General features: G+C 70.0%; 15 protein-coding genes. 12 read left to right on the top strand and 3 right to left on the bottom strand.

Annotated elements, in window-relative coordinates:
• Window positions 1–7 precede the first annotated feature (7 nt).
• The 11 genes from HDC37_RS06215 to dapF all read left to right on the top strand — a co-directional run bounded on the left by HDC37_RS06215 (window position 8) and on the right by dapF (window position 10,236).
• Entirely contained in the window at window positions 8–2,662 is a 2,655-nt protein-coding gene (locus HDC37_RS06215) for a DNA translocase FtsK (RefSeq protein WP_179559506.1), read from the top strand.
• Window positions 2,662–3,234, top strand: a complete 573-nt coding sequence (pgsA, locus tag HDC37_RS06210) for a CDP-diacylglycerol--glycerol-3-phosphate 3-phosphatidyltransferase (protein ID WP_179559505.1) — start codon at window positions 2,662–2,664, stop codon at window positions 3,232–3,234. The genes HDC37_RS06215 and pgsA overlap by 1 nt, the downstream gene beginning before the upstream one ends.
• Window positions 3,231–3,743 carry a CinA family protein gene (locus HDC37_RS06205; RefSeq protein ID WP_179559504.1) on the top strand — a complete coding sequence of 171 codons (513 nt, stop codon included), beginning with the start codon at window positions 3,231–3,233 and terminating at the stop codon, window positions 3,741–3,743. The genes pgsA and HDC37_RS06205 overlap by 4 nt, the downstream gene beginning before the upstream one ends.
• A gap of 150 nt (window positions 3,744–3,893) precedes the next feature.
• Window positions 3,894–4,202, top strand: coding sequence for a helix-turn-helix domain-containing protein (locus tag HDC37_RS06200; RefSeq protein ID WP_179559503.1), 309 nt, complete (start codon window positions 3,894–3,896; stop codon window positions 4,200–4,202).
• A 13-nt stretch (window positions 4,203–4,215) separates the two neighbouring features.
• Window positions 4,216–4,440, top strand: coding sequence for a DUF3046 domain-containing protein (locus HDC37_RS06195; RefSeq protein WP_179559502.1), 225 nt, complete (start codon window positions 4,216–4,218; stop codon window positions 4,438–4,440).
• Between the two features lie 229 nt (window positions 4,441–4,669).
• Window positions 4,670–5,716 (top strand): recombinase RecA, encoded by a 1,047-nt coding sequence (recA, locus tag HDC37_RS06190; protein WP_179559501.1) that lies wholly within the window; start codon window positions 4,670–4,672, stop codon window positions 5,714–5,716.
• Window positions 5,716–6,342 (top strand): regulatory protein RecX, encoded by a 627-nt coding sequence (locus HDC37_RS06185; RefSeq protein ID WP_179559500.1) that lies wholly within the window; start codon window positions 5,716–5,718, stop codon window positions 6,340–6,342. Before recA ends, HDC37_RS06185 begins: the two co-directional genes overlap by 1 nt.
• A gap of 72 nt (window positions 6,343–6,414) precedes the next feature.
• Window positions 6,415–7,965 carry a tRNA (N6-isopentenyl adenosine(37)-C2)-methylthiotransferase MiaB gene (miaB, locus tag HDC37_RS06180; protein WP_179559499.1) on the top strand — a complete coding sequence of 517 codons (1,551 nt, stop codon included), beginning with the start codon at window positions 6,415–6,417 and terminating at the stop codon, window positions 7,963–7,965.
• Window positions 7,962–8,921: a tRNA (adenosine(37)-N6)-dimethylallyltransferase MiaA gene (gene miaA, locus HDC37_RS06175; RefSeq protein ID WP_179559498.1), complete on the top strand. Its 960-nt coding sequence runs from the start codon at window positions 7,962–7,964 to the stop codon at window positions 8,919–8,921. The genes miaB and miaA overlap by 4 nt, the downstream gene beginning before the upstream one ends.
• Entirely contained in the window at window positions 8,918–9,340 is a 423-nt protein-coding gene (locus tag HDC37_RS06170; protein ID WP_179559497.1) for a GNAT family acetyltransferase, read from the top strand. The genes miaA and HDC37_RS06170 overlap by 4 nt, the downstream gene beginning before the upstream one ends.
• A 44-nt stretch (window positions 9,341–9,384) precedes the next feature.
• Window positions 9,385–10,236, top strand: a complete 852-nt coding sequence (dapF, locus tag HDC37_RS06165; RefSeq protein ID WP_179559496.1) for a diaminopimelate epimerase — start codon at window positions 9,385–9,387, stop codon at window positions 10,234–10,236.
• 25 nt (window positions 10,237–10,261) lie between these two features.
• Here the strand turns inward: dapF and HDC37_RS06160 are convergent, their stop codons facing one another.
• Window positions 10,262–10,903: a class I SAM-dependent methyltransferase gene (locus HDC37_RS06160; RefSeq protein WP_179559495.1), complete on the bottom strand. Its 642-nt coding sequence runs from the start codon at window positions 10,901–10,903 to the stop codon at window positions 10,262–10,264.
• A gap of 122 nt (window positions 10,904–11,025) precedes the next feature.
• Between HDC37_RS06160 and hflX the strand changes: the two genes are divergently transcribed.
• A complete protein-coding gene (gene hflX / locus HDC37_RS06155; protein ID WP_179559494.1) occupies window positions 11,026–12,561 on the top strand; it encodes a GTPase HflX in 1,536 nt (511 codons plus the stop codon).
• A 26-nt stretch (window positions 12,562–12,587) separates the two neighbouring features.
• Here hflX and HDC37_RS06150 read toward each other — a convergent pair whose 3' ends face one another.
• Window positions 12,588–14,567 (bottom strand): prolyl oligopeptidase family serine peptidase, encoded by a 1,980-nt coding sequence (locus HDC37_RS06150; protein ID WP_179559493.1) that lies wholly within the window; start codon window positions 14,565–14,567, stop codon window positions 12,588–12,590.
• A gap of 59 nt (window positions 14,568–14,626) precedes the next feature.
• Window positions 14,627–15,301: a transcriptional repressor LexA gene (gene lexA / locus HDC37_RS06145; protein WP_179559492.1), complete on the bottom strand. Its 675-nt coding sequence runs from the start codon at window positions 15,299–15,301 to the stop codon at window positions 14,627–14,629.
• Window positions 15,302–15,461: the final 160 nt, after the last annotated feature.

The following is a 15,461-nucleotide window of genomic DNA, read 5'->3' as shown; positions in this document are numbered from 1 at the left end:
TCGAACCATGGCCAGGAGTTCGAGCCCGACCAAGAGCGGTCGAGCGCCCGCGAAGGGCGCCCCGACGCGCGCCCGCAAAGCCGCGCCCGCACCCAAGGCCTACGTCGACGACGCCGAACGTGCCCCCGTGGTCGTGCGTGCCTGGCTGGGTCTCGCCCACGGCGTCGGCGGTCTCTTCCGCGCCTTCGGGCTGGAGTCGCTCGAGAAGGACCAGCGCCGCGACGGCTTCCCGTTCCTGCTGGTGCTGCTCGCGGTCGCCGGTGCGGTGGTGGAGTGGTTCTTCATCGGGTCCGATGTCGCCCGTACGATCAGCGCCTACACGGCCGGCGGACTGATCGGACGGGAAGCGTTCATCCTGCCGGTCTTCCTCATCCTGCTGGCCGGGTGGCTGTTCCGTCATCCCCCGTCCGTGCATGACAACGGGCGCATCGGGATCGGCTTCGCCCTGTTCGTCCTGACCGTCGCGGGGTTCTGTCACGTCCTGGGCGGCCGCCCCGAACCGCGGCAGGGGCTTCCCGCCCTCAGCGAGGCCGGCGGCGTGCTCGGCTGGATGGTGGGCGAGCCGCTCGCGCTGCTGTTGACCGACGTCGGGGGATGCATCGCCCTCGGCCTGCTGGTGATCCTGAGCATCCTCATCCTCACCAAGACTCCGCCGAACCGGATCGGACGACGGCTGGGAGAGCTCTACGCCTGGATGTTCGGCGCCGACCCTGCGCCGGAGCGCGCACCGGGGACACCCGGTGATGAGGCCGACGGCGACGGCGACGGCGACGACGAGCGCACCGACGCACTGCCGTGGTGGCGTCGCAACCGTACCGGCCGGGAAAAGGACGTCGAAAGCGACCTGTCCTCGGACGATCTGACCGCGCTCCTGACGCCCGGGGCGGCCGAAGGCGGTTTCGAGCAGGCGATCACACCCGTCGCGCCCCCCGCAGACGCCGTCACCGAGATCATCCCCGCTCGTCCGCCCCTCCCCGCCGCGCCCCGCAGCGGCGAGCCGACGGCTCTGCGCGACGATGCCGCTCCCGACGACGCCGAGAACGAGCTCCCCGGACTCTCCGGCCTCGGGACGGAGGGCGGGCTCACCTCGTCGGACGCCCCCTACCGCCTGCCCTCGGTCGCGGCGCTCGCCGCCGGGACGCCGCACCGTGAACGCTCGGCCGCCAATGACGCCGTCGTGGCGGCGATCACCGGTGTCCTCGATCAGTTCCAGGTCGACGCGCGGGTCACCGGCTTCTCGCGTGGACCGACGGTCACGCAGTACGAGATCTCGCTAGGCCCCGGGGTCAAGGTCGAGCGCATCACCGCCCTGACCAACAACATCGCCTACGCCGTGGCATCGAACGAGGTGCGCATCCTCGCCCCGATCCCGGGGAAGAGCGCGATCGGCGTGGAGATCCCCAACACCGACCGCGAGATCGTCACGCTCGGCGATGTCCTGCGCTCGGGAGCGGCCACCCAGTCGACCCATCCGATGACCATCGGCGTCGGCAAGGACGTCGGTGGCGGGTACGTCGTGGCGAACCTCGCGAAGATGCCCCATCTGCTCGTGGCCGGTTCCACCGGGTCGGGCAAGTCGAGCTTCGTGAACTCGATGATCACGAGCCTCCTCATGCGCGCGAAGCCCGCCGATGTCCGGATGGTCCTCATCGACCCGAAGCGCGTGGAGCTGACCTCCTACGCGGGCGTCCCGCATCTGATCACGCCCATCATCACCAACCCCAAGAAAGCGGCGGAGGCGCTGCAGTGGGTGGTGAAGGAGATGGACATGCGGTACGACGACCTGGCGTCGTTCGGTTTCCGTCACATCGATGACTTCAACCGCGCCGTCCGCGCCGGGGAGGTGCAGCTGCCGGCCGGCAGCGAGCGGGTGCTCAAGCCCTACCCCTACCTGCTCGTCGTCGTGGACGAGCTCGCGGACCTCATGATGGTCGCGCCCCGCGACGTCGAGGATTCGATCGTGCGCATCACCCAGCTGGCGCGCGCGAGCGGCATCCACCTGGTGCTGGCGACCCAGAGGCCGTCGGTGGACGTCGTGACGGGTCTGATCAAGGCCAACGTTCCTTCGCGGCTCGCCTTCGCGGTGACGAGCGTCACCGACTCCCGGGTCATCCTCGATCAGCCCGGCGCCGACCGGCTGATCGGTCAGGGCGATGGACTGTTCCTGCCGATGGGCACCTCGAAGGCGCTCCGTGTGCAGGGTGCCTGGGTGAGCGAATCCGAGATCGAGAAGGTCGTCAAGCACGTCACCCAGCAGGCGCGCCCGGAGTATCGGCCGGATGTCGCTGTGGCGGCGGAGAAGAAGGAGATCGACGCCGACATCGGCGACGACCTCGAGCTTCTCCTGGCCGCGGCGGAGCTCGTTGTCTCCACCCAGTTCGGCTCGACCTCGATGCTCCAGCGCAAGCTGCGCGTCGGCTTCGCCAAGGCCGGTCGGCTGATGGACCTGCTCGAGTCGCGGGAGATCGTGGGTCCGTCGGAGGGTTCGAAGGCCCGGGATGTCCTCGTCACCGCCGAGCAGCTGCCGGGCGTCCTCGCGAGGCTGCGCGGGGAGGATGTGCCTGAGGATGAGGTCGATCCTGTCGACGCCCAGTTCGCGGGCCTTCCCGTGGTCGACGCCGACGCCGGCGAAGACGCGTGGGATCTGACGGGGCGCGACTGATGGCCGTGCCGCGGCAGCTGCCGAACATCATCACCGTGGTGCGGATCCTCGTCGCACCCGTGTTCCTCGCGATGCTCCTCATCGACGACGGCGCGGACGGAGCGCTGCGGTGGTGGGCGGCGGCGCTGTTCATCGTCGCGATCGCCACGGACGGCGTCGACGGGTGGATCGCCCGACGCCACGACATCGTCACCGACCTCGGCAAGCTCCTCGACCCGATCGCGGACAAGGTGCTCACCGGGTTCGCCTTCATCGGCCTGTCGATCCTCGGCGAGCTGCCGTGGTGGATCACCATCGTCGTGCTGGTGCGCGAGATCGGGATCACGGTCTACCGGTTCATGGTCGTCAGCGATCACGTGCTCGCCGCAGCCTGGATGGGCAAGCTCAAGACCGTCGCGCAGTCGGTCGCCCTGTCGCTGGCCCTGCTGCCGCTGGCCGCGCTCGTCGGCGAGTGGATCTGGTGGGTGAACGGCGTGACGATGGCGATCGCCGTGATCCTCACCATCGCCAGCGGCATCGACTACGTCATCAGCGAGGTGCGCGGCGCGCGCCGCGCCCGGGGCGGCTCGTGACGAGCCGGGACCCCGACCTTCCGGACGGTCGATCCGGAGGGGAGGGGGATGCCGCGGCATCCGCTCTCCTGCATGCTCTCGCGCACCGCGGCTGGACCATCGCCGTCGCGGAGTCCCTCACCGGTGGACTGCTCGTCGCAGCCCTGGTCTCGGTACCGGGAGCGTCTTCTCTCGTGCGCGGGGGAGTGACCGCGTACGCCACGGATCTGAAGCATCACCTCCTCGGCGTCGACGACACCCTGCTCCACGCCCGCGGGGCGGTGGATCCCGAAGTGGCGCTCCAGATGGCGGGTGGCGTGCGGGACCGCCTCGGCGCGGACGTCGGCGTCTCCACGACCGGCGTCGCGGGGCCCGACCCGCAGGACGGCCAGCCGGTGGGTACCGTCTTCGTCGGAATCCGCACCCCCGACACCTCGGTCGTGGTGCCCCTCGATCTTCACGGGACGCGGGCGGAGATACGCGCGGAGACGGTCCGCCGGGCCCTCGACGAGGTGCGGGCACGGACGTGATCGACGGATCGGGAACATGTCGTGTTTCCGCTCGGTTACATTCGGTGATTCCCACCCATCACCCAGCGCACGGGATTAGTGTGACTGCATCGGTGTTGTACCGTTGTCCTCCCGGACAGCGGCGGAATCAACGGTAAGGAGGGGACCCACATGATCCTGGTACGTCACGAGATCGGCGAAGTCCTGCGTGACCTCCGCCAGCAGAAGGGGCGCACCCTCCGCCAGGTCGCCAGTCGTGCAAGCGTCGCCCTCGGATACCTGAGCGAGGTCGAGCGCGGGCAGAAGGAGGCGTCGAGCGAGATCCTCGCGTCGGTCGCCGAAGCGCTGGATGTCCCGATCTCCACCATCATGCGCGAAGTGGGTGATCGCATCGCCGTCCTCGAGGGCCTGCAGGCCTTCCCCGACGTCGTGCCCGACGACCTGGTCGCGTCCGTGGACGCCGAGCTCTCACTGCGCTGACGCGCGGGCACTCATGCGGCGCAGCGAGTTCCAGCGCGCGGTCGAAGCGGAGTTCGGACCTCGAGGTTCCTCGCTGACGGCCGACCTGGTGCTGTCGGAGCTCGGTGACCGCACGGCCGCCGAGGCCCTGGCAGCAGGAACGCCGCCGCGCGAGGTGTGGCGTGCTCTGTGCTCCGCGGCCGATGTGCCGCCCGAGCGCTGGTACGGCGTGGGACGGCTGGAGCCGCGGCGCGGCTGATCGACGCGGCGTGTCGTCGAAGATGCGTTCGAGATCGGCGTAGGCTCCTGCACAGCAGGGGTCGCACGGTGGTTATCCACGGAACGGTCCGGGCCGACGGCCGATGTCGGAGGCCCCTCGTACCGTGAAACGTGTCGAACGACCCCTCCGCCTTGCCGCAGCATCCGCGCCATCCGGTGCAGAGCGCGGCAGCCTACAGGCGACGGAACGCGAGCAGAAGGAGCACGCCATGCCATCACCCGCCGACCGCGAGAAAGCCCTCGAGACGGCTCTCGCCCAGATCGACCGGCAGTTCGGGAAGGGCTCGGTGATGCGCCTCGGCGGTGACGAGCGCGCTCCGGTCGAGGTCATCTCCACCGGCTCCATCGCGTTGGACGTCGCCCTCGGCGTCGGCGGCCTTCCCCGCGGCCGCATCATCGAGATCTACGGTCCGGAGTCCTCCGGTAAGACCACGCTCACCCTGCACGCGATCGCGAACGTGCAGCGCTCCGGCGGGATCGCCGCGTTCATCGACGCCGAGCACGCCCTCGACCCCGACTATGCCAAGAAGCTCGGAGTCGACATCGATTCGCTGCTGGTGTCCCAGCCCGACACCGGCGAGCAGGCGCTCGAGATCGCCGACATGCTCGTCCGGTCGGGAGCGATCGACCTCGTTGTGATCGACTCCGTCGCGGCACTCGTGCCCAAGGCGGAGATCGAGGGTGAGATGGGCGATTCCCACGTCGGTCTGCAAGCGCGACTCATGTCGCAGGCGCTTCGCAAGCTGACCGGTGGGCTCAACCAGACCAACACCACGATGATCTTCATCAACCAGCTGCGCGAGAAGATCGGTGTGTTCTTCGGATCGCCCGAGACCACCGCCGGTGGAAAGGCGCTGAAGTTCTACGCGTCGGTGCGCCTGGACATCCGTCGCATCGAGACGCTCAAGGACGGGACCGAGGCCGTCGGCAACCGCACGCGCGTCAAGGTGGTCAAGAACAAGATGGCGCCGCCGTTCAAGCAGGCCGAGTTCGACATCCTCTACGGCGTCGGCATCTCGCGAGAGGGAAGCCTCATCGACTTCGGTGTCGAGCACGGGATCGTGAAGAAGTCGGGCGCCTGGTACACCTACGACGGGGAGCAGCTCGGCCAGGGCAAGGAGAACGCCCGGAACTTCCTCCTCAAGAACGACGACGTCGCCGCCGACATCGAGACCAAGATCAAGGACAAGCTCGGCATCGGCCAGCCCCGCGGTGGCGCCGTCGCCGATGAGCTCGCGGCGCGTCGCCCGGCCTGATGGTCCGCTTCGTCGAGAGCGGGGGCGAGGGAGACCTCGCCCCCGTCATCCCGCTCTTCACCGGATCGACGCCTGACACCTCGCCTGCGGACCCGTCGAGCCGCTACACCTACACCTACACCGACACCGACACCGACACCGACACCGAGGACTCCGTCGACCCGGCGGCGGTGGAGCGGGCCCTCCTGCGGCGGCTCGGCGCCCGGGGGCTCTCGATCCGTGAGGCGGAGGCCTTCGTCGTCTCACGCGGGCTGAGTCGCGAGGCGGCCGCCGAGCTGGTCGCGACCTTCTGTGAGCGCGGCTACCTCGACGATGACCGCCTCGCCGAGCAGGTCGTGTGGAGCGGTGTGGCCCGCAAGAGCGAGGGCCGCCGGGCCATCGCCCGGCGTCTCGCGCAGCGCGGGGTCGACCGCGCTGTCGCCGATGCGGCGCTGGCGGAGCTGCCCGACGACGATGACGAGCGGGCTCTGGAATTCGCCCGGGGGAAGGCGCGGAGCCTCGTCCGGCTCGATCCCGACGTGGCTCTGCGACGGCTCGCGGGCCAGCTCGCCCGTCGTGGATTCGGGGGCTCCTCGGCGCTCACGGCGGCGCGGACGGCCCTCCAGGAGGCACGCGAGCGCGGGTGACGGCCGGCGAGGAGGGTGGCGGTCCGGGGGATTTCGGCTCGGATAATCCGGGCTCCTAGAATTGCAGGCACGATGTCTACTCCCTCCTCCGCGCCCACGCTGGTCGCCCCCTCGCCCGCTGCCGTGGCTCAGGACGGCAGCGCTCGCACCTACGAGGTGCGGACCTTCGGCTGCCAGATGAACGTGCACGACTCCGAACGCCTGTCGGGCTCGCTCGAGAGTGCGGGATACCTCCGCGCGCAGCCCGGCGAGGAAGCCGACGTGGTGGTGATCAACACGTGTGCCGTGCGCGACAACGCCGCAGGAAAGCTCTACGGCACGCTCGGGCACCTCAAGTCGCGGAAGGACATCCGCGAGGGGATGCAGATCGCCGTCGGCGGATGCTTGGCGCAGATGGACAAGCAGACGGTGCTCGACAAGGCTCCGTGGGTGGACGTCGTCTTCGGCACCCACAACATGGGCTCGCTCCCGCGCCTGCTCGAGCGTGCGCGCCACAACGAGGAGGCTGAGCTCGAGATCCTCGAGGCCCTCGAGGTGTTCCCGTCGACGCTTCCCACCAAGCGCGACCACATCCACAGCGGCTGGGTCTCGATCTCCGTCGGGTGCAACAACACCTGCACGTTCTGCATCGTCCCCCACCTGCGCGGCAAGGAGAAGGATCGCCGTCCCGGTGACATCCTGAGCGAGATCCGGATGCTGGTCGAGGACGGCGCGATCGAGGTCACCCTCCTCGGCCAGAACGTCAACAGCTACGGCGTCGAATTCGGTGACCGGCAGGCCTTCGGCAAGCTCCTGCGCGCCGCCGGCGGCGTCGACGGTCTCGAGCGGATCCGCTTCACCAGCCCGCATCCCGCAGCTTTCACCGACGATGTCATCGATGCGATGGCGGAGACCCCCGCGGTCATGCCGCAGCTGCACATGCCGCTGCAGTCGGGCAGCGACCGCATCCTCAAGGCGATGCGACGGTCCTACCGCAGCGAGCGGTTCCTCGGCATCCTCGACCGGGTGCGCGCCCGCATCCCGCACGCGGCCATCACCACCGACATCATCGTGGGCTTCCCCGGCGAGACCGACGAGGATTTCGAAGACACCCTCCGCGTCGTCGAGCAGTCGCGCTTCGCCAGTGCCTTCACCTTCCAGTACTCCATCCGCGAGGGCACCCCGGCGGCGACGATGCCGGACCAGGTGCCGAAGTCCGTGGTGCAGGAGCGGTACGAGCGTCTTATCGCCCTCCAGGAGCGGATCAGTCTCGACGAGAACCGACGGCAGCTCGGTCGCGAGGTCGAGGTGCTGGTCTCCAGCGGCGAGGGCAAGAAGGATGCGGCCACCCACCGCTTGACCGGACGCGCCGAGGACAACCGACTGGTCCACTTCGAGGTGCCGGCAGATTCTGCCCTCCCTCGTCCCGGTGACGTGGTGACGGCGACCATCACCCACGCGGCCCCCTTCCATCTGCTCGCCGACGCACCCGCCGGCGATCGGCTCCGCATCCGACGCACCCGTGCGGGCGACGCGTGGGACAGGGCTCAGGCGGAGTCGTGCGGGGTGCCGGCCCCGGGTGTCGACGCGGGAGCACCGCGACCCGTCTCGCTGGGTCTTCCCACCCTCCGCGTCGGCGAGTGAACACCACGCCCGACGCCTCCCCGTCCGACCGGGCGCCTGCCGAAGGACCCCGCCTCTGGGCTGTCATCGGTGCGACGGGCACCGGCAAGTCGGCGTTCGCGCTCGACCTCGTCGAGGCGCTGCGTGCCGCGGGTCGCGATGCGGAGATCGTCGGAGCGGACGCGATGCAGCTGTACCGCGGGATGGACATCGGAACCGCCAAGATCCCCGAGGGGGAGCGCCGCGGCATCCCCCATCACCTCCTCGACGTGCTCGAGGTCACCGACGACGCAGCCGTGGCCTGGTACCAGTCCGCCGCACGCGAGGTCATCCATTCCCTCCACGCGCGAGGCGCGGACGCGGTCCTCGTCGGCGGATCGGGCCTCTACGTCTCGGCGGTCCTGTTCGACTTCCGGTTCCCGGCGCGCGACGAGGCGCTGAGAGACGACCTCGAGGCCGAGCTCGACCGGCACGGACCCGCCGCGCTGCACGACCGGCTGCGCAGCGCAGACCCGGCAGCCGCCGCCCGGATCGACCCCCGCAACACGCGACGGGTCCTTCGAGCCCTCGAGGTGATCGCGCAGGGGGCCAGCACCCACGGCGGCACGCTCCCCGCGGCGCAGACGCTCTGGTACCCCCGCACCCGGCTCCTTGGCCTCGAGCGAGACCGTGGCGAACTGGTCGACATCCTCGATCGGCGGGTCGACCGGATGTGGGACGAGGGGCTGCTCGACGAGGTGAGGGCTCTCCGACGCGCGGGCCTCGAGCAGGGCACCACGGCGCCGCGGGCCATCGGCTACGCGCAGGCATTGGCCCAGGTGCGCGGCGAGCTCGATCGTGAGGCGGCGATCTCGCAGACGCAGGCGCTCACGCGTCGCTACGCCCGGCGCCAGGTGTCGTGGTTCCGCCGGTACGAGGACGTCTCGTGGATGGACGGCGCGACGGCGGGCGAGAGTCTGGCAGGCTCGATGGCATGAGCCTGCAGATCCGGTCCTTCGCTCCGGGCGACACCGACGCGGTCGTCCTCCTCTGGCAGTCCACCGGTCTCACCCGGCCCTGGAACAACCCGTACCAGGACATCAGCCGCAAACTCCGGGTCCAGCCTGAGCTCTTCCTCGTCGCGGCGGACGACGATCACATCATCGGCACGGTCATGGCCGGCTATGACGGTCATCGCGGCTGGCTGTACTACCTCGCGAGCGACCCGCACCGACGCGGAGAGGGCATCGCCCGAAGCCTGGTCGAGCGGGCCGAGGAGCTTCTCCTGGAGATGGGATGCCCCAAGCTGCAGCTGATGGTGAGGCCGGAGAACGGAGTCGCCCAGGGCTTCTACGAGGCCCTCGGCTTCGAGCACTTCGATACCTGGGCGACGGGCAAGCGTCTGATCGAGGACTGAGTCCCCGGGCGGAGTCTCCCGCGGCGGGCGCTTAGGCTGGGGTCATGCCTCACGCGGTGCCGTTCACGAAGGGCCACGGCACGGGAAACGACTTCGTCATCGTCGAAGACCCCGACGGCCGGCTCGAGCTCTCAGATGACCAGGTCGCGGTCCTGTGCGACCGCCGCTTCGGCATCGGCGCCGACGGCATCCTGCGCGTGGTCCGGAGCGCATCACTTGCCGAGGGCGCGGCGACCGCCGCTGCGGAGTGGTTCATGGACTATCGCAATGCCGACGGCTCTGCGGCGGAGATGTGCGGCAACGGCATCCGCGTTTTCGCGCGTTATCTCGAAGACGCCGGTCTCGCCCACTTCGACGGACCCGTGACCATCGGCACGCGAGCGGGAGCGAAGACGCTCACCCGCAGCGAGCTCGGCTACGAGGTCGATCTCGGTGAGTGGTCGGTGCAGCCCGAGGAGACCCTCGTGCGCGCGCGGGGACTGGACATCCCACGGCCAGGGCTCGGCATCGACGTCGGCAATCCGCACGTCGTGGTGGCGCTGCAGTCCGAGGGCGAGCTCGAGCGGCTCGATCTCGCCGCCCGCCCGATGCTCCACCCCGAACCGCCGGCCGGCGCGAACATCGAGTTCGTCGTCCCTGCCGACCCTCTCGTGCGCGAGGGGATGGGGATCATCCGGATGCGGGTGTTCGAGCGCGGAGTGGGAGAGACCCTCAGCTGCGGCACCGGGGTCGCCGCGACCGCTCTCGCCGTTCGGCACTGGGCCGGGCGGGGAGCACCTGATCGGTGGAGCGTCCAGGTGCCTGGCGGGACTCTCGCGGTGCGCATGGTGGAAGGGCGGGTCCTGCTGTCGGGCCCGGCCGCGCTGGTCTTCACCGGCGAGATCACCCTCGCCTGATCGCGACGGCCCTGATCGCGACGACTCAGGGGAGTGTGATCGCCCCGGTCGGCGGCGTGCCGTGGCGGCGCACCCGGATGACGCGGAATCCCCGCCCCGTGGCAGCCCGGTGCACAGAGAATCCCGGCTCGAGTGTCGCCGCCAGCCATCGCTGCAGCGAATCCGACCCGAGATTGCGCTGGACGACGAGCCACGCGTCGGACCGCTCATCCAGTCGGGGGATCCACCGCTCCAGCAGACCGTGGAGCTCGGACTTGCCGACCCGGATCGGAGGGTTGGAGCGGATGGTGCGAAAGGCGATGTCATCGGGAACATCATCGGGCGTCACGGCGTTGACATTATCGAGCCCGAGGGACTGGGCGTTTCGGCGTACCAGGTCCAGGGCCCGTTCGTTGACGTCGACCGCCCAGACGGTCGCATGCGGCGAGGTCATCGCGAGAGACAACGCGATCGGCCCCCACCCGCACCCGAGATCGAGCAGATTGCCGCCCGGCGGTGAGGGCGGCGTGTTGGCGAGCAGTACCGCGGTTCCGCCGTCCAGCCGGTCGGGGCTGAACACCCCTCCCGCGGTGGTGAGCTCCACCTCCCGGCCGGCGAGCACCACGCGTACGCGACGCAGATTCTCGGGGCTGGCGGGCGACGCGCTGAAATAGTGGTCGCTCCCCATGGCTCATGAGCGTAGCGGAGGTGGTCTCCGACGCGGGAGGCTAGAGTCGACGAATCCCTTTCCGCAGACGGATGTCCCGCCAGGCGCCTGCACCACATTCGCGGATCATCCGGAAGGACCCCATGACAGAACAGACCCCCACCGACGACGCCGTCGACCCGGTCGAGCGCGTGCTCGCGCGCGCGGAGCCGCGCACCGGCGTGCGGACCACCACCTTCCCCGACGCCGCATCGCGCACTTTGGCTCCCGCCCAGGCGCTCCAGGACGCCTCGACGGTCGTCTCCGACGATTCGGACGGCGACCAGTGGGATCGTGAGGAGCGGGCGGCGCTGCGTCGCGTACCCGGGCTCTCGACCGAGCTCGAAGACGTCACGGAGGTCGAGTACCGACAGCTGCGACTGGAGAACGTCGTGCTGGTGGGCGTTCACCCCCAGGGTGAGCAGGAGGAAGCGGAGAACTCGCTGCGCGAGCTGGCCGCCCTCGCCGAGACGGCGGGCGCCGTCGTCCTCGACGGTGTGCTGCAGCGTCGCCCGAACCCCGATCCGGCGACCTATGTCGGACGCGGCAAGGCCGAGGAACTCCGCGACATCGTCGCCGCCGCCGGTGCGGACACCGTCGTCGCCGACGCCGAGCTGGCCCCGAGTCAGCGGCGCGCGCTCGAAGACGTCGTGAAGGTGAAGGTGATCGACCGCACCGCCGTCATCCTCGACATCTTCAGTCAGCACGCCAAGAGTCGCGAGGGCAAGGCTCAGGTCGAGCTCGCCCAACTCGAGTACCTCCTCCCGCGACTGCGCGGGTGGGGTGAGTCGATGAGCCGTCAGGCGGGTGGCCAGGTGGGCGCCGCGGGTGCCGGCATGGGCTCACGCGGCCCGGGTGAGACGAAGATCGAACTCGACCGGCGCCGCATCCGTACGCGGATGGCGCACCTGCGACGTCAGATCCGTCAGTTCGCCCCTGCGCGCGATGCCAAGCGGGCCGAGCGCAAACGCAACACGATCCCCTCGGTGGCGATCGCGGGGTACACCAACGCCGGGAAGTCCAGTCTGCTCAACAGGCTGACCCGCGCGGGCGTGCTCGTCGAGAACGCCCTGTTCGCGACGTTGGATGCGACGGTGCGCCGCTCCGAGACATCCGACGGCCGGGTCTATACGATCTCCGACACCGTCGGCTTCGTCCGAAACCTCCCGCACCAGCTCGTGGAGGCCTTCCGCTCCACCCTCGAGGAGGTCGGAGGCGCTGATGTGATCGTGCATGTCGTCGATGGCGCGCACCCCGACCCGGGTGCGCAGCTGCAGACCGTGCGGGACGTGATCGGCGATGTCGGTGCGCGCGATACGCGCGAGATCGTGGTGTTCAACAAGGCCGATCTCATCGACGATGACACCCGGCTGGTGCTGCGGGGCCTCGCGCCCGACGCGCACTTCGTCTCCTCTCGCACAGGGGAGGGGATCGAAGAACTCCGCACCGCGATCGAAGAGGCACTGCCGCTGCCCGCGGTCGAGGTGCAGGCGGTCGTTCCGTACGACCGGGGCGACCTGGTCTCGTCCGTGCACGACTCCGGTCTCATTCTCACCGAGGAGCACCGTGCGGAGGGAACATACCTCCACGCGCACGTCGGTGAACGACTCGCAGCCGAACTCGCACCGTTCCGGATCTGACAGGCCGGGCGTTCGGGTCCCCGCGGTCAGGCGCCTGACTCGAGGTCGAGCGGTGCGACGTCGTGAGGGGTGAATCCGAAGGCGGCGCCCAGGAAGGCGAGCTCCGTGCGGACCATGTCGACGACGGTCTCGCTCCGCCGGAATCCATGTCCTTCGCCCGGGTAGAGGACGTAGGCGTGCGGCACGCCTCCGGCGCGCAGCGCGTCGCGGATGGCCTCCGACTGCGAGGGCGGGACGACCTCGTCATCGGCCCCCTGCAGCAGCAGCACGGGAGCCTGGATGCGGTCGGCGTGGGTCAGCGGTGACCGCTCGAGGTAGACCGCTTCGCTGTCGGGCAGCGGCCCGATCAGGCCGTCGAGGTAGCGCGCTTCGAAATCGTGGGTCTCGGCCGCGAGCAGCCGGGCATCGGCGACGCCGTAACGCGAGATGCCGGCGCTGAACGCATCGGAGGCGACGAGTGCCCCGAGCACCGTCCAGCCGCCCGCCGATCCGCCGGCGATCGCGATGCGGGCGGGGTCGGCGGTGCCGTCGGCGGCGAGGGCGCGGGCGACATCGACGACGTCATCGACATCGACGACGCCCCACTGTCCGCGCAGTCGTTCGCGGTAATCGCGGCCGAAACCGCTGGAGCCGCCGTAGTTGACCTCGACGACGCCGATTCCCCGCGAGGTCAGGAAGACCGTCTTCGGACTCACCACCCCGGCGGCGTGGGCGGTCGGACCGCCGTGAACGAGCACGACGTATGGCGGGAGGGTGTCGTGCGTCCCCTTCACCTGAGGGTGGGTCGGCGGGAAGTCGACCGCATGCACCACCCCGTGGCGACCGTCGACGGTGAACTGTCGAGGACGGGGCACCCAGGCCGAGACGTCCGCGTCGTTCCAGCGTCCGCCGGTGAGGAGGTGCACGCCCGGGCGGGACGGCTCGCGCAGATCGATCCGCCACAGTCCGGCGGGAGCGTCCTCGGGGCTCCCCGACACCAGGACGTCGGTGCCGGCGGCATCCTCCACGAGGAGGCTGCCGACCGCGGGGAGCGGGATGACGGTGACGACGCCGTCCGACGAGATGTGGACGAGCTCGTCCCGGCCGCGCGTGCGCACGGCCACGACCCCGTCGGCGAGGGAAGCGAACCACCGCGATCCGAGCACCCACAGCGGACCGCCGGTGTCGCGTTCATCGGGGGCGATCACCGTCGGTCGCGCGCCCGAGAGAGCGAGGCGGTGGAGGTTCCAGAACCCGCTCGCGTCGTCGGCGTACAGCAGGTCGCCGTCGGCGGTCCATTCGGGCTGGAGGGCGGCGGACGTGCCTCCGGCGACGCGACGCCCCGCAGGTTCTGCGTCGTCGACCCGTCGTACCCGTACCTCGGCCCGGTCCCAGGGCATGTGCGGGTGATCCCACGCGAGCCAGGCGAGGGTGGATCCGTCCGGGGAGAGGGTGGGCTGCGCGACGAAGTCGCTCCCCGCCGTCAACGAGGCCATACGGTCGATGTCGTCGGCGGCCGACCCGTCGAGAGGGATCTGGACGATGTCGTGGCTGACGGACGCGCCGTGCACCTCTCGGACGGCGAGCAGCCGTCCCTGGGACATACGGAGTCCCCCGAGCGCCTGCCCCGACACGGCCGGGGTCAGCGGGACGGGCGCCGATCCGGGAGTGAGGAGCCACACCCGCTGATCCGACTTCTCCACGAACACCAGTCCGCCCTCCGGCGTGGCGCTCCACGCTCCACCGCCGTACTCGTGAACGTGCGAGCGGGCGCTCCAGGGAGCGGGAAGCAGCGTGTCGATCCGTCCGTCCGCGCCGGATGCCCGGGGTGAGCGCCGGATGGCCGTCCGCCCCTGCTCTTCGGGGACCGTCTCGGCCCACCAGATCTCATCGCCGACGAAGAGGGCGCCGTCCAGCCGGGGCGAAGCAGCCGCTACCGCCTCCGACGTGATGCGGGAGGGCCATGTGCCGAACGGGAGCGTGCGGGCTGCGGTGGACGCGGAGTCGCGGGGGAGAGGCTCGACCATGACCTCCACGCTACGCGCCGGCGGGCGATCGGCCTCCATGCCCCGGGGAGGCGAAGAGGTCAGACTGCGCGGAGGACCGCCACGACCTTACCCAGAATGATCGCCTCGTCGCCCAGGATGGGCTCGAAGGCGGTGTTGCGGGGGAGCAGCCAGGTGTGGCCGTCACGCTGCCGGAAGGTCTTCACGGTTGCCTCGCCGTCGAGCATGGCCGCGACGATCTCACCGTTCTCGGCCGTTCCCTGCGCACGCACGACGACCCAGTCGCCGTCGCAGATGGCCGCGTCGATCATCGAATCGCCGGCGACCTTCAGCATGAACAGCTCGCCCTTGCCGACCAGCTGGCGGGGAAGGGGGAAGACCTCCTCGACATGCTGATCGGCCGTGATCGGGACGCCGGCGGCGATCCGTCCCACGAGGGGGACGAGTGCGGCGTCGCCGACGGCCGGGGCGCGATCGTCGGGGTTCTCCGCGGCGGTGCCCGGGAGGTCGATGAGCACCTCCATGGCCCGGGTCTTGCCCGGGTCGCGCCGCAGGTATCCGCTCAACTCCAGCTGGTTCAGCTGATGGGTGACGCTCGACAGCGACTTCAGGCCCACGGCGTCGCCGATCTCGCGCATGCTCGGCGGATAGCCGTGGCGGGCGATCGAGCGCTGGATGACCTCGAGGATGGCCATCTGCTTGTCGCTCAGGCTCTTGCGCCGCCGCGTCTGCGGCTTGGTGTTCGGCTCGCTCATGTCTGCTCCTGTCTCCCCGGAATCCTCCCGGGCCCCCGCGGCGCGATCGTCGCGTCTTCGAATGTCGGAGGTCGGTGGTGAGGTGTCCTCGTCGAAACCGTATCCGGTTCCGATGGGTGTCCACCGGACGTCGCTCGCGTGTCGCGTTCGATCGTTCGAC

The sequence above is a fragment of the Microbacterium sp. AK009 genome (genome assembly GCF_013410955.1).
Classification (GTDB): Bacteria; Actinomycetota; Actinomycetes; order Actinomycetales; family Microbacteriaceae; genus Microbacterium.
This window is presented reverse-complemented; position numbering and strand designations above follow the sequence as displayed.